This is a genomic window from Microbacterium sp. NPDC055599 (assembly GCF_053618975.1).
Map to the genome: position 1 here is coordinate 113,488 of NZ_JBSHIM010000006.1, position 13,583 is coordinate 127,070.

At 70.8% G+C, this 13,583-nt stretch carries 12 protein-coding genes; all 12 read left to right on the forward strand.

The genetic code is table 11. The features are described from left to right. Positions 1-3 precede the first annotated feature (3 nt). The 12 genes from ACWGQ1_RS07450 (at position 4) to ACWGQ1_RS07505 (ending at position 13,547) form a co-directional block, all read left to right on the forward strand. The gene (locus ACWGQ1_RS07450; RefSeq protein ID WP_452312680.1) at positions 4-1,599 is read left to right on the forward strand and encodes an amidohydrolase family protein; all 1,596 of its coding nucleotides are present in this window, start codon (positions 4-6) and stop codon (positions 1,597-1,599) included. Beyond that, positions 1,589-3,100, forward strand: coding sequence for a sugar porter family MFS transporter (locus ACWGQ1_RS07455; protein WP_452312681.1), 1,512 nt, complete (start codon positions 1,589-1,591; stop codon positions 3,098-3,100). Before ACWGQ1_RS07450 ends, ACWGQ1_RS07455 begins: the two co-directional genes overlap by 11 nt. Beyond that, complete coding sequence (locus tag ACWGQ1_RS07460; RefSeq protein ID WP_452312682.1) at positions 3,097-3,969, forward strand: hypothetical protein; 873 nt, start codon at positions 3,097-3,099, stop codon at positions 3,967-3,969. Before ACWGQ1_RS07455 ends, ACWGQ1_RS07460 begins: the two co-directional genes overlap by 4 nt. Positions 3,970-3,985: 16 nt before the next feature. Continuing rightward, the gene (locus ACWGQ1_RS07465; protein WP_452312683.1) at positions 3,986-4,660 is read left to right on the forward strand and encodes an FCD domain-containing protein; all 675 of its coding nucleotides are present in this window, start codon (positions 3,986-3,988) and stop codon (positions 4,658-4,660) included. Beyond that, positions 4,657-5,442, forward strand: a complete 786-nt coding sequence (locus ACWGQ1_RS07470; protein WP_452312684.1) for an SDR family oxidoreductase — start codon at positions 4,657-4,659, stop codon at positions 5,440-5,442. Before ACWGQ1_RS07465 ends, ACWGQ1_RS07470 begins: the two co-directional genes overlap by 4 nt. A 151-nt stretch (positions 5,443-5,593) precedes the next feature. Beyond that, positions 5,594-6,892 carry an extracellular solute-binding protein gene (locus tag ACWGQ1_RS07475; RefSeq protein WP_211542598.1) on the forward strand — a complete coding sequence of 433 codons (1,299 nt, stop codon included), beginning with the start codon at positions 5,594-5,596 and terminating at the stop codon, positions 6,890-6,892. Positions 6,893-6,943: 51 nt separating this feature from the next. Then, the gene (locus tag ACWGQ1_RS07480) at positions 6,944-7,852 is read left to right on the forward strand and encodes a carbohydrate ABC transporter permease (protein ID WP_211542600.1); all 909 of its coding nucleotides are present in this window, start codon (positions 6,944-6,946) and stop codon (positions 7,850-7,852) included. Then, positions 7,842-8,678, forward strand: coding sequence for a carbohydrate ABC transporter permease (locus tag ACWGQ1_RS07485; RefSeq protein WP_211542602.1), 837 nt, complete (start codon positions 7,842-7,844; stop codon positions 8,676-8,678). Before ACWGQ1_RS07480 ends, ACWGQ1_RS07485 begins: the two co-directional genes overlap by 11 nt. Positions 8,679-8,725: 47 nt before the next feature. Beyond that, entirely contained in the window at positions 8,726-9,487 is a 762-nt protein-coding gene (locus ACWGQ1_RS07490; protein ID WP_211542604.1) for a PIG-L deacetylase family protein, read from the forward strand. A 160-nt stretch (positions 9,488-9,647) separates the two neighbouring features. Beyond that, positions 9,648-11,858, forward strand: coding sequence for an exo-alpha-sialidase (locus ACWGQ1_RS07495; RefSeq protein WP_452312685.1), 2,211 nt, complete (start codon positions 9,648-9,650; stop codon positions 11,856-11,858). A 148-nt stretch (positions 11,859-12,006) separates the two neighbouring features. After that, the gene (locus ACWGQ1_RS07500) at positions 12,007-12,864 is read left to right on the forward strand and encodes a fumarylacetoacetate hydrolase family protein (protein WP_452312686.1); all 858 of its coding nucleotides are present in this window, start codon (positions 12,007-12,009) and stop codon (positions 12,862-12,864) included. Beyond that, complete coding sequence (locus ACWGQ1_RS07505; RefSeq protein ID WP_452312687.1) at positions 12,861-13,547, forward strand: SDR family oxidoreductase; 687 nt, start codon at positions 12,861-12,863, stop codon at positions 13,545-13,547. The genes ACWGQ1_RS07500 and ACWGQ1_RS07505 overlap by 4 nt, the downstream gene beginning before the upstream one ends. Positions 13,548-13,583 lie beyond the last annotated feature (36 nt).

Here is a 13,583-nt window from a genome sequence, read left to right on the forward strand (position 1 = left end):
CCCGTGATCGACCTGCTCATTCGCGGGGCGAGCGTCGTCGACGGCTCCGGTGCTGCACCGTTCTCGGCGGACGTCGGTATCGTCGGCGACCGCATCGTCGTGGTGGGCCGTGCCGACGCAACCCCGGCGCGCGAGGAGTTCGACGCCACCGGGCTGCTGCTCACCCCCGGGCTGATCGACCCGCACAGTCACAGCGACTGGTCGATCCTCGGCAACCGTGACGCCCTGAGCACGGTGCATCAGGGCGTGACCACGGAGGTCGTGGGGAACTGCGGTGTCACCTACGCCCCGGTCGCTGCGGGGGATGAGGAGACCGCGCGTCGTGCGCTCGCCGCCTTCGGCTACGACGGTGAGGTCGGGTGGCGCTCGTTCGCCGAGCTGCTCGACGTCGTGCACCGTGGAGGCACCGCGCAGAACCTCGCCTGGTTCGTCGGGCACACCGGGCTGCGCCGCGCCGCCGAGCGCACGGAAGGAGATCTCGTCCGCGCGATGGAGCGGCACCTGCACGAGGCGCTGGAGGCGGGAGCGCTCGGCTTCAGTTCCGGCCTCGAGTATGGGGCGGGACGCGCGGCCGAGACCCCGGAACTGGAGGCGCTCGCGCGCGTCGCCGGTCGCTACCGTGCGATGTACGCCAGTCACATCCGCAACAGGGATGCGGCGCTCGGGAAGGCCGTCGACGAGTTCTTCCGCGTCGTGCACGCCGGCGACCTGCGCGCGCAGCTGTCGCACCTCAACGTGCGGCACGGCACCGGGGCGGCGGACGGCGCGTGGACGGAAGCGGTGACGCGGCTGGAGCGCGAGCGGCGCTCCGGGGTCGACGTGCTGGCGGACATGACCCCCTATCCCGACGGCATCGGGCTCGCCGCCGGCCTGTTGCCCGAGTGGCTGCTCGCCGAGGGAGAGGCCGTCGCGGCGGAGGCGCTGCGCGACCCCCGGGTGCGGGCGAGGGTGCGCGCGGACTCCGATCGCTACTGGCGCTTCGTGCACCGGGGCCAGTGGGAGCGCGTGCGGCTGGCCGTGAGCCCCGCCACCCCGGAGTGGGAGGGCATGATCTTCCCCGAGATCGCCGCGGCCAACGGCACGGACGAGTGGGACGCGTACTTCGACGTGATGGCGGCGGCGGGCGGCGACCTAGGGGCCGTGCAGTTCATGGGCGCGCTGTTCGAGCCTGACCACGTCGCCGAGGCCGTGAGCCACGAGCGCTTCCTGCTCGGTGTCGACGGCTTCACCTCTCGCCGTGACGGGGTGCTGGGTGCGCGGACCCCGCATCCGCTGTTCTTCCACGGCTCCCAGCACTTCCTGAGCCATCACGCCCTGCGCGCCGGAACGCTGACGCTGGAGCACGCCGTGCACAAGATGACGGGTGCCGTCGCGCAGCACTTCGGTCTCCGCGACCGCGGTCGCGTGGCCGAGGGCGCCTTCGCCGACCTGGTCCTGTGGGATCGGCAGCTGCTCCGCGACACCGACACCTTCGTGCTGCCGGAGCGCTACGCCACGGCCGCCCGTCATGTCTGGGTGAACGGCACGCAGGTGGTCTCGCACGGCACCCGCACCCTGCACCGCCCTGGAACCCGACTGGAGAGAACAGATGTCCGCTGAATCGTCGACCGGCGTCGCCGGAACCCGCCGCAGCCGCCGTGGGGCGGAGGGAGCCGCCGCGCCGGGCCCGCGAGAGACGGGGCGGTTGACGCCGGCCGTCACGGGCTTCGCCGTCGCGGCGGCCGTCGGTGGTTTCCTCTTCGGCTTCGACACCGCCGTGATCAACGGCGCGGTCACCGCGATCGAGGGGAACCTCGGTCTCGACGCGGTCGGGCTGGGCGTCGTCGTCGCGGTCACCCTGCTGGGTGCCGCGCTGGGGGCGCTGGGAGCGGGCTGGCTCGCGGACCGCATCGGCCGACCCCGCACGATGCTCGCCGCCGGCGTGGTGTTCTTCGTGGCGGCGATCGGCTGCGGTCTGGCGCAGGGAGTGTTCGATCTCGCGGCCTGGCGGCTGGTGACCGGCGTCGCCGTCGGGTTCGCGACCGTGCTCGGGCCGCTGTACATCTCGGAGATCGCTCCGGCGCACGTGCGCGGGCGCCTGGCCTCGATGCAGCAGATGGCGATCGTGCTCGGGATCTTCGTCGCGCTGCTCTCCGACAGCGGGATCGCCCTCGCGCTGGGTGGTGCGGACGCTGAGCTGTTCCTCGGGCTGCCCGCGTGGCGGTGGATGTTCATCGCCGGGGTCGTCCCCGCCGTGATCTACCTCGTGCTGGCGCTCGTCGTGCCGGAGTCCCCGCGCTATCTGGTCGCCCGGGGGCGTGCGGAGGCGGCGCGACGCGTGCTCATCCGGCTGCAGCGCGTCGACGCGACCGAGGCGCGTCTGCTCACCGACCGGATCGAGGAGACCCTGCAGCATAAGGACTCGGGGCGCTTCCGCGATCTGCTCGACCGACGCCGTGGCCTCCTCCCGGTGGTGTGGGTGGGCATCGGGGTCGCGGCGCTGCAGGCGCTGGTGGGCATCGACGTGATCTTCTACTACTCCACGTCGCTGTGGGAGTCGGTGGGCTTCGAGGAGTCCGCCGCGTTCGGACTGTCGGTGCTCAGCTCGTTCATCAACGTGGCCGCCACGGTCGTCGCCATCCTGCTCATCGATCGCGTCGGCCGCCGGCGCCTGCTCCTCACAGGCTCCGTGGGGATGTTCGTGAGTCTCGTGATCGTGAGCATCGGATTCTCCACCGCCCGCATCGTCGACGGGTCTCCCCAGCTCGACGGCGTGTGGGGTCCGATCACGCTGGTCGGCGCCAACCTGTTCGTGGTCGCGTTCGCCGTGTCGTGGGGGCCCGTGGTGTGGGTGCTGCTGGGGGAGATGTTCCCCAACCGCATCCGCGGCGTCGCTCTGTCGGTCTGCGCCTCGGCGAACTGGCTCGCGGGTGTCGCGCTGAACTTCTCGTTCCCGAGCCTGCGCGACATCTCGTTGCCCGGCAGCTACGCGCTCTACGCGGTGATGGCGGCGCTGTCGTTCCTCCTGGTGTTCTTCGGCGTCCGGGAGACCAACGGGCGAGCGCTCGAGGAGATGCGCGCGAGCGCGGGGAGGGCCGAACCGGGGGAGGTGCCGCGATGAGGGTGCTGCGGGAAGGCGCGGATCGGCGACCGGGCACCGCGCCCGTGTACGTCCTGCGGGCGGGTGAGGCCCGGGTGGCGATCGCGCCGGCGCACGGCTGTCTGATCCACGAGCTCGACGACGGAGCGGGCGATGTGCTGTGGGCGGACGGGCGCCCGCCGCGCGTGCTCGACCCGTCGCCGGTGGTGGGGGAGGAGTCGGCGCGGGAGTTCGACGAGGACATCCTTCTCGGCGGCTGGTTCCCGATGTTCCCCGCTGCGGGCGTGCCCACCGCCACCACGCAGCAGCACGGGTGGGCGCCCCGCGTGCCCTGGGCGGTGGTCGAGCACACGGAAACGCGGGTGACGTGCACCGCCGCTGGACCGTTCCTCGACGGCGGCGTCGCGGAGCTGACGCGGAGCGTGGAGCTCGAGGCCCGGGCGCTGACCGTCTCCACCACGGTGCGGAACGCGGGCGTCGATGCGGGAGCGTTCACGTGGGGCGAGCACCCGTGCTTCTCGCGCGAGCGTTTCGCCACGGGTCGAGCGGTGTTCGAGGGGGAGCCGGTGGCCGCGGTTCCCGCGCGGGCGGACGGTGCCGCCGGGCATCTCGCCCGGAGTGCCCGGGGGGCGTCGGCCGCGGTGGTCGGCCCGCGCGGCGCGGTCACCCTGACGGATGCGGCGGGCACTCTTCCGCACTGGCTGCTGTGGTTCAACCACGCCTCGGCGGAGCTGCCGCGGGCGGACACCCTCGCGTGGGAGCCGTCGACCGCGGCGGGTCTGGGCGTGGGCGATGCGCTCGCCGCGGGGGCGGTGGAGCGTCTGGGCGCGGGCGACGTGTTCCACGCGGTCGTCCGGTGCGAATGGACTTTGTCGACAATCGGCTCTTGATCGGTACGATGACAGGATGACCGCTCTCTCTTCCCTGCCTTCCGTTCCCGCGGCGTCGCGTCGCGAGCGCGTCGCCGAGATCCTCCGCGAGGCCATCACCACCGGGGATCTCGAGCCGGGGCAGAAGCTGACCGAGCTCGAGCTCGCCGCCCAGCTGGGGACCAGCCGCGCCCCGGTGCGTGAAGCGCTCCGACAGCTCGAGCAGGAAGGGCTCGTCGTCTCCTACCCCTATCGCGGAACCGAGGTGCTCGGGGTCTCGCAGGAGGAGATCGAGAACGTGCTCGTGCCGATCCGCATCGCGCTCGAGCGTTTCGCCTTCGACAAGGCGATGGCGGTGGCGACCGAAGACGATGTCGCGGCGCTGAACGCCATCATCGAAAGCATGGACGAGGCGGCCTCGGCGGGGGACCTCGCCCGGCTCGCCGACGATGACATCCGTTTCCACGAGGCGATCGTCGTCCTGTCCGGTCAGCAGCACTGCCTGCAGATCTGGCGCACGATCCAGCCGCGGGTGCGCGCGTACTTCCGCCGGGATGCGAACTACTACGGAGACTCCCACGCGGTCGCCGAGCAGCACCGCGAGCTGATCCGCGCGCTGCAGAGCGGGGACAGCGGTCACGGCCTCGACGCCATCACGGAGCACATCCGCACGCACTTCTCCTCGGCCACCGCCGCGGAGGGCGACCGGTGAGCACCATCGTCGTGACGGGCGCCGCGTACGGAATCGGGCGCGGGATCGCCCTGCGCGCTGCGGCGCAGGGGCGGCATGTCGCGCTGCTCGACATCGACGACGGCGCGCTGGCGGACACGGCATCGGCGGCGGCGGCGGCCGGTGCGGCCTCGGTGCTTCCGCTCGTGTGCGACGTGAGCGACGAGCGTGGGGTGGACGCGGCCTTCGCCGCGGTCGCCGACGGCCTGCCGGAGATCTCGGGCGTCGTGGCCAATGCGGGCATCGAGGTCAGTGAGCCGCTCGCCTCGGCCAGCGTGGAGTCGTGGGACCGCGTGATGGCCGTGAACCTGCGCGGCACGTTCCTCACGTCCAGGGCGGCGCTGAACCACTGGCGCGCGCGGGGGGCGGGGGGCTCGTTGGTCTGCGTCTCATCGCCGTCGGCGTTCGTGGGCTTCGCGGGTGGCGCGAACACGGCCTACGGGGCGTCGAAGGGCGGGATCTCGGCGTTCGTCCGGGCGGCGGCCCTGGATGCGGCACCGGATGGGGTGCGTGTCAACGCCGTCGTCCCCGGGGCGACGGACACTGACATCCTCTACTTCGGGCTGGAGGGGGAGGCGCTGCGGGATCGTCGCGCCGAGCTCGAGGAGTCCGCCAGGGAGCAGATCCCGCTCGGCCGGATGGCGCGGCCGGAGGAGATCGCGGACGCCGTGCTCTGGCTCCTCAGCGCGGAGAGCGCCTACGTCACGGGCAGCCATCTGGTCTGCGACGGCGGCCTGCTGGCCAAGAGCGCCAACACGTTCTGAGGCTGCGGATCTTCCGCTCTTCGGGCCCCGGAGGCCTCCGTTCGTAACAGACGCATCACGGTCTGGGGGAGATTGTCGACAATCGACTAGATTCTGATCGTCGGCAGAGAAGCCGGCGTCAGCTACCGAACGGGCGGAAGGCGAGAACACCATGGAACGACGACTCTGGGGTCGGCGCGGAGCAAGCATCACCGTCGTCGCGCTCGCGGCGCTGGCCGCCACAGGCTGTGGCGCGGGGGGAGCGCCGAGCGAGGGCGGCACCACGACGATCACGTACTGGACGCACGTCAACGCTCCCGCGCAGGAGGTCGAACGCGAACTCATCGCGCAGTACGAGGAAGCCCACCCCGGCGTCCGCATCGACTACCTGCCCATCGAGTTCGGCACCATGGCCGCGAAACTCAACGCCGCCATCGCCGCCGGCGGGGGCCCCGACATCGTCAACTACTTCCAGTCCTACGCCGCGGGCCTGAGCGCGAAGGGCTACCTCGCCCCCGTCGACCACGAGGCCTACGGCATGACCGCCGAGGAGCTCGCCGGCCAGTACACCGAAGCGATCGCGGCCGGCTTCTCCGCAGACGGCGACTTCATCGGCATCCCGCACGAGATCTCGACGTACCAGTTCTGGGTCAACAACGAGCACTTCGCCAACGCAGGCCTCGACCCGGAGAAGGACTTCCCCCAGACCTGGGCCGACGTCGCGGCTGTGGGGGCGCAGATCCAGAACGCGGCGAACGGCCCCGCCGAAGGCGTCGCCCTGACGCTGAACAACCCGGTGCGCGACGTCCTCGTGCTCGACGCCATGACCCGCCAGGCCGGAGGGGCACTGTTCGGCCCGGACGGCACCGAATCGTTCGTGAACTCGCCCGAGGCCGTCCAGGCTCTGCAGACGTGGGGCGACCTGGCCAACGAGCACCGCGTCAACGATCCGGCGCTCGGACCGACCGCCTCCACGAACGCCGAGGATCTCTTCGGAGACGGCACCGCCGCGATGGTCAACACCGGCGGCTCGTGGTTCATCCCCACGCTGGACGGCACCTACCCCGACATCTCGTGGACCGTCGGCCAGTACCCCACCTTCGGCGAGGATCCGGTCGGCGCCGACCTCTACGGCTACGGGCTCTACGTCCCCGTCACCAGCGCGCATCAGAAGGAGGCGTGGGAGTTCGCGCGCTTCCTGGCCGATGCCTCGCCCACCTACTTCGCGGACGCGGGCATCTGGCTCGGCGACAACGACGTGCTCTCCGACGAGGCGACGGCCGGGGTCCCCAGCTGGGACGTGTTCGTCGAAGGGTTCGCCCGCGGCCACTTCCTGCCGCCGCTGAGCCAGTACAACGAGATCAGCCAGATCCTCGAGAGCGCCATCCAGCGGGTGGTCGTGAACGGCGACGACGCGCAGAGCGCGCTCGACACCGCGCACGCCGCCATCGAGCCTCTGCTGGACAAGTGACGCCGCGGGGTGCGGTCGACCACCGGCCGCACCCCGAACGGACGGAGAACCATGGATGACCGAACCTCGGCGATCGTGACGGCACACCGCCGCGACCGCCCCGCCTCCCTTCCCCGCCGCGAAGCGCGCGTCGGACTCGCGTTCGTCGCGCCGACCTTCCTGTGGCTCGCAGTCTTCGTGCTGCTGCCCTCCGGCGCAGCGGTCGTGCTCAGCTTCACCGAGTGGTTCCTCGTCGGCGATCCGACGTTCGTCGGTGTGGCGAACTATCTCGCCCTCTTCGAGGACTCCACCTTCGGGCAGGCGCTGATCGTGACGTTCCAGGTCGCGGCCGGAGTCGCCCTTCCCGGGTCCGTCCTGGCGCTCGTGCTCGCGCTCCTGATGAGCAACGTCGTCCGCGGGCGCGCAGCCTACCAGGCGGTCTTCTACCTGCCCCTCGTGATCCCGAGCGTGGTCTCCTCCATCATCTGGGGCGCGATGTATCTGGGGCAGGGTGTGATCAACACCCTGCTGGGAACGCAGATCAAGTGGCTGGCCGATCCGGTCTGGGCGCTCGTGTCGATCCTGCTGCTCATGGTGTGGACGAACGTCGGGTACTACACGATCCTCGTCTTCGCCGGGCTGCAGGACATCCCCGCGGAGATCCTGGAGGCGGCCAGCATGGACGGGGCAGGGCCGATACAGCGGCTCGTGCACATCATCGTTCCGCTGTTGCGACCCGTCCTCCTCTTCGTGCTGGTGATCGCGACGACCGAGGCGCTGACGCTGTTCGTTCAGCCGTACCTGTTGACCCAGGGCGGGCCGGGCGGTGCCACCCAGACCCTGTCGCTGTACATCTACCAGGTCGGCTTCTCGTTCGGGAACGTCGGTAAGGCGTCCGCGATGGCGGTCGTGCTGCTGGTCATCGCCATCCTCTTCGCCATCGTCCAGTTCCGCGCCCTGAGGAGTTCCCATGACGACTGAGGCCAGTCCGCTCCGTATCGTCCGCCGCTCCGCCCCGCACGTCCTCCTCGTGGTCGCGGCACTGCTCGTCGCGACCCCACTGCTCTGGGCGCTCAAGTCGTCGTTCACGCCCACCGGTGAGGTGATGAGCACGGGCCTGTTCCAACTGCCCAGCCGCTTCACGCTCGACAACTACCTCCTCGGATGGCAGTCGTCGCCGTTCGCGACGTACTTCGTCAACAGTTTCGTCGTCGCGATCGCGGTCACCGCCCTCACCCTGATCGGGAGCGTGACGGCGGGCTACGGCTTCGCGCGATTCGTGTTCCCCGGCAGGCGAGCGTTGTTCGTCCTCACTCTCGCCGCGATGATGATGCCGTTCCAGGCCATCATGATCCCGCTGTTCGTCCAGGTCCGCTCACTCGGCTGGCTCGACAGCTATGCGGGGCTGATCATCCCCGGGGCCGTCAGCGCGTTCGGCGTGTTCCTGATGCGCCAGTTCCTCGCGGGGCTACCGCAGGCGCTGTTCGAGGCGGCCAGGATCGACGGCGCCGGTGAGCTGCGGATCTTCCTGACCATCGTGGTACCCCTCGCACGGGGACCCCTCGCCGCACTCGGGGCGCTCACCTTTCTCGCGAGCTGGAACAACTTCCTCTGGCCGCTCATCGTGGTGGGCAGCACAGGGATGACGACGGTGCCGCTCGGACTCTCGCAGTTCCGCGGTTCCAACGCCACCGACTACGGACAGGTGCTCGCGGTGTCGATGCTCGCCGCGATCCCGGTGGTGCTGGTCTTCCTCGCCCTCCGTCGTCACATCGTGGCCAGCTTCGCGTCCAGCGGGCTGAAGTGACGTTCCTGCTCTTCTCCCCACCGATCCTGCGCCCCGAAAGGACCCCCATGACCGCTCGATCCGCCGACCAGCCCGACCTGTCGACCCTGTCCGTCCTCGCGATCGGAGCGCACCCCGATGACATCGAGATCCTCTGCGGGGGGACGATGGCCCTGTACGCCGAGGCCGGAGCGCGCGTGACGTTCGCGATCGCCACCAACGGTGAGGTCGGGGGAGGGGATCCCGACCCGGCGGCGATCGCGGCGCGTCGGCTCGCCGAAGCCGAGGCGTCCACGTCGCAGCTGGGGGCCGAGCTCATCTGGATGGGGTTCCCGGACGAGATGCTGTTCAACGACCGTCCCACCAGGGAGGCGTTCATCGACGCCTACCGCCGGGCGCGGCCCGACGTGGTCTTCGTGCACTCGACCGACGACTATCACCCGGATCACCGCATCGCGGGTCAGATCGCTATCGACAGCCGCATCCCCGCCGCCGTGCCGCACGTGCGCACGCGATACGCCGCGCTCGATCGGATCCCCCACCTGTTCGTGATGGACACGCTCGGCGGCATCGCGTTCGAACCCGAACACCTCGTCGACATCACGGCGCAGCAGACCCGGAAGGAAGGTCTGCTGCGCCTGCACGCCAGCCAGGTGGACTGGATGGCACAGGCGTACGGCGACGACTACATCGCCGACGCGCGGCGCCAGGCGGAGGTCCGGGCGACCGGCACGGAGTGGACGTTCGTCGAGGGGTTCCGCAGCGTTCCGACGTATCCGGTCACGGGCGGCCCCGAACTGCTGCCGGGGAACTGGCGACCGGCGGACTGAGACGAAGCCGGCCGCGACGACGAGGACGCGGCGGTCCCGACAGGACCTGGTTCGGCGAGGACGAACGCGAGTGGGGCGGCGACCGGGCCCGTGCTTGCATGTGTCCACCCTGCGGTCGGGCACGGCCGGTCGCGCGGAATCCCAGAGAAGAGGTTCACAGATGAGAAGGTCCGTCCTCGCCGCCGCGCTCGCCGCCGTTCTGCTCGCCGCCCTCGCGCCGGTCCCCGCCGTCGCGGTCGGCCAGATCGATCTCGCCATCCAACCCGACGTCGAGATCGTGTCACCGGAGAACTCGGACTGCGAGCCCTGGGACACGACCAAGAGCCGCGAGGAGAACGAGGTCGTCGACTGCGGCTGGTTCCCCTCGATCGCGCGCCTGGCGAACGGCCGGCTGCTCGTGGCGTACTCGGACTCGCCCAGCCACTCGAACTTCAGCCGGATCGCCGTGCGCACCTCGACGGACGAGGGCCGCACGTGGTCCGCACCCATCACGATCGTCGACACCCCCGGGGTGCCGGACGAGAAGGAGCCCAACGTCACGGTGCTCCGCAACGGCGACGTCCTGCTCTGGTACTACGACTTCAACAACCCGAACCGCTCCAACAACCGCACGATCAACCTCATCCGCAGCACGGACGACGGAGCCACGTGGTCGGCGCCCGTCGTGCCGGACACGCTCGCGTACGACAGCCCGTACGGCTATGCGGCCGGGAACGGCGAGCTCATCGAGCTCGACAACGGCGACCTGCTGCTTCCCTTCACGGCCATGCGAGACCGGCGCGGCAACGCGGGGCCACCGGCCGCACACGTCCTTCGGAGCCTCGACGGCGGGGCGACCTGGGACGTGGACGACGAACGCGTGGTGATGTGGTCGGGGCCCGACTACTACCTCCCCGGAACCACGACCCCGGCCACCTGGTACGTGGAGCCCGCGCTGGTCGACCTCGGCGGCGGCGAAGTCATGATGGTCGCGCGCACCTCCTACAACCCGCAGGACGCGGTGATGCGCGTGAGCTACTCGTCCGACCACGGCGACACCTGGACCGCGCCGGTCGACATCCCCGGGCTCAAGGGCGACGCCCCGCACCTGCTCCGTCTGCGCGACGGCAACGTGCTCCTCACGTGGGGCGACCGATCCCGCGCCTGGGGGCAGGGACGCCCCACGGCCGGACTGGTGTACGACCCGGCGCAGGGGTGGGGTGGCGTGGAACAGACGCTCATCTACCGCGGGCCGCGTGATTTCGGCGACCAGGCCTATTCGGGCTCCGTCCAGCTCGTCGACGGACGGGTGCTCACGGTCTCCTACGACCGCATGGCCGGTACCATCGGCGGGACCTTCCTGGAACTGGATGCGGAGCAGGTGCCCCTGGGGGCGCTCGTCGCCGACGGCGACGCGACCGTGACCACCACCCTGACCCACACGGCGTCGGGCTTCGCGCCGACGGGCCCGATCGACGGCACGGTGGACTACGCCAGCATGGCCGTGGCGAACTCGAGCGTGCACGGTCACGGTGCACCGCACGTCTGGCAACTCGACCTCGACGAGCCCACCCGCATCGGTGAGATCGGCATCGCGCTCAAGCCGGGCTACGCGGAGTCCGCGGTGGTCGAGGTGGCCACGGGGACCGGGACGGCGCAGAGCTGGACGACCGTGCGCACCTACGACGACGTGCAGCTCGACGCACTCGACTGGTTCGGCGCCGGTCACGACCTCACGGTGACCGGGGTGCGGGTGACGATCACGGAGAGCGAGGGCTGGGCGGGGCTCGCCGGAGTGGCGTTGCGCGCTCCCGCGACCGGTTTCCATCGCGCCGCACCGGGCCAGGACACCGTGGCCCCGTACGTGCAACTGACACCCGTGGAGCCGTCGAGCGGGTGGTTCTCCGCCACGCCCGCGCAGATCGTCCTCACCGCGCAGGACCGCCATGACCCGTCACCGACGATCGAGGTGGACACCGGATCCGGGTGGCAGGCCAGCACCACCACGGCCACGGTCGACACCTCCGGCTACCCCGAGGGCCTGCACTCGTTCGTCTACCGCACGAGCGATGCGGCGCAGAACACCTCCAGCGTGCGGACCGTCAGCGTGAACATCGACCGGACGCTGCCGACCGCCGCGACGTCGATCGAGCCGACGGGCGACCCCGCCACGCGACGGCTCACCATCACGGGCTCCGACGGGTTGTCCGGCGTCAAGACCGTGGGGTACCTGCTGCCCGGGGCCACCGCGTGGACGACGACGACCCTCCCGACCCCGCAGGCCGCACACAGCGTCTCGGTGGTCGTCCCGGTCGGCGCGGTCGTCCAGTACCGCGTGTACGACACCGCCCGGAACACGACAGGCATCGCCTCGGTCACGATCGCGCCGTGAGCGGCGGCGCGGCGGCGTCGGCCGTTCGGACGGGGCGAACCGTATTCGGTGTCCGCGGCGGTCGCGCCACACGATCGGTGGCGAGAGAGCCGTGCCGCCGCCCCGCCGGGCGCCCGCGGCGGAGACAGAGAAGAAGGGTCACGAGGTCATGAGGATCGCCAGAGTCGGAGCACCGGGCGCGGAGCGTCCCGCGGTGTTCGTCGGGGACGACGATTACGTCGACGTGTCGGACGTGGTCGCCGACATCGATGCGGTGTTCTTCCAGTCCGTCGGGATCGCTGCGCTCGCGGACATCGTGGAGGAGAGACGTGCCGCTGGGCGCGTGACGTCGGTGGGCACCCAGCGCATCGGCGCGCCGATCGCGCGCCCGCACCAGATCATCTGCGTCGGCCTCAACTACGCAGACCACGCCGCGGAGAGCGGCATGCCGATCCCCGCGGAGCCGATCCTGTTCACGAAGTCGCCCAACACCCTGGTCGGGCCGTTCGACGACGTGCGCATTCCGCGGGGCGGCACGAAGACCGACTGGGAGGTGGAGCTCGGCATCGTGATCGGCCGTCGCGCCAGCTACCTGGAGTCGTGCGAGGCGGCCGCCGCGCACATCGCCGGATACACCCTGGTCAACGACGTCAGTGAGCGGGCGTTCCAGCTCGAGCGCTCCGGCCAGTGGCTCAAGGGCAAGTCCGCGGAGACGTTCAACCCCGCCGGTCCGTGGCTGGTCACCCCCGATGAGCTCGACGTGGCGCGGCTGGGCATGCGGCTCGACGTGAACGGGGTGCGACGGCAGACCGGGAGCACGGCGACCATGATCTTCCCGCCGGACGAACTCGTGCGGTACATCAGCCAGTTCCTCGTCCTGGAGCCAGGGGACCTCATCAACACCGGCACCCCGCCGGGCGTGGGCATGGGCTCCACTCCGCCGATCTGGCTCGAGCCGGGGGATTCGATGGAACTGGCGATCGACGGGCTCGGCGTGCAGCGTCAGCTCGTGGTAGGCCCGCGATGAACCCGCCGGAGCGCCACGCGGTGGTCACCGGCGGCGCGAGCGGGCTGGGAGCGGCGGCCGCCGCTCGGCTGCGAGCGCAGGGCGTCCGTGTCACGACGGTCGACATCGCCGACGGCGGCGATGTGTCCCTCGACATCACCGACGAGGACGCCGTCACCGCGACGATCGGGCGCCTCGGACCCGTCGATGTGCTCGTCAACTCCGCCGGGATCGTCGGCGTCAACGCGCCGCTCGTCGAGACCGCGGCCGCGGACTGGCGCCGGGTGTTCGACGTGAACGTCATCGGCACCGTGCTGATGATGCGCGCCTGCGTCCCCGGCATGGTCGAGCGGGGCTGGGGCCGGATCGTGAATCTCGCGAGCATGGCGGGCAAGGACGGCAATCCGCGCCTCTCCGTGTACTCCGCCTCGAAGGCCGCCGTGATCGCGCTTACCAAGGCGGCGGGCAAGGAGCTGGCCACCACCGGCGTCCTCGTGAACGCGGTCGCGCCCGCGGTGATCGCCACGCCGATGAACGCCCGCACCACGCCCGAGGTGCTCGCGCACATCACCTCCCTCATCCCGATGGGACGGGCCGGAAGGCCCGAAGAGGTCGCGGAGCTGATCGCCTGGCTGTCCTCCGACCTGCTCAGTTTCTCGACCGGAGCGGTCTACGACATCAGCGGCGGCCGAGCCACGTACTGACCCGTTCGGCGACGCCGAACGGGAGTTGTCCCGACC

What these genes read in the sequence shown, in the direction of transcription:
- ACWGQ1_RS07500 (WP_452312686.1), top strand. Translation starts at nt 12,007, where the DNA reads ATGAGGATCGCCAGAGTCGGAGCACCGGGCGCGGAGCGTCCCGCGGTG.
- ACWGQ1_RS07505 (WP_452312687.1), top strand. Translation starts at nt 12,861, where the DNA reads ATGAACCCGCCGGAGCGCCACGCGGTGGTCACCGGCGGCGCGAGCGGG.
- ACWGQ1_RS07485 (WP_211542602.1), top strand. Translation starts at nt 7,842, where the DNA reads ATGACGACTGAGGCCAGTCCGCTCCGTATCGTCCGCCGCTCCGCCCCG.
- ACWGQ1_RS07490 (WP_211542604.1), top strand. Translation starts at nt 8,726, where the DNA reads ATGACCGCTCGATCCGCCGACCAGCCCGACCTGTCGACCCTGTCCGTC.
- ACWGQ1_RS07475 (WP_211542598.1), top strand. Translation starts at nt 5,594, where the DNA reads ATGGAACGACGACTCTGGGGTCGGCGCGGAGCAAGCATCACCGTCGTC.
- ACWGQ1_RS07455 (WP_452312681.1), top strand. Translation starts at nt 1,589, where the DNA reads ATGTCCGCTGAATCGTCGACCGGCGTCGCCGGAACCCGCCGCAGCCGC.
- ACWGQ1_RS07495 (WP_452312685.1), top strand. Translation starts at nt 9,648, where the DNA reads ATGAGAAGGTCCGTCCTCGCCGCCGCGCTCGCCGCCGTTCTGCTCGCC.
- ACWGQ1_RS07480 (WP_211542600.1), top strand. Translation starts at nt 6,944, where the DNA reads ATGGATGACCGAACCTCGGCGATCGTGACGGCACACCGCCGCGACCGC.
- ACWGQ1_RS07465 (WP_452312683.1), top strand. Translation starts at nt 3,986, where the DNA reads ATGACCGCTCTCTCTTCCCTGCCTTCCGTTCCCGCGGCGTCGCGTCGC.
- ACWGQ1_RS07460 (WP_452312682.1), top strand. Translation starts at nt 3,097, where the DNA reads ATGAGGGTGCTGCGGGAAGGCGCGGATCGGCGACCGGGCACCGCGCCC.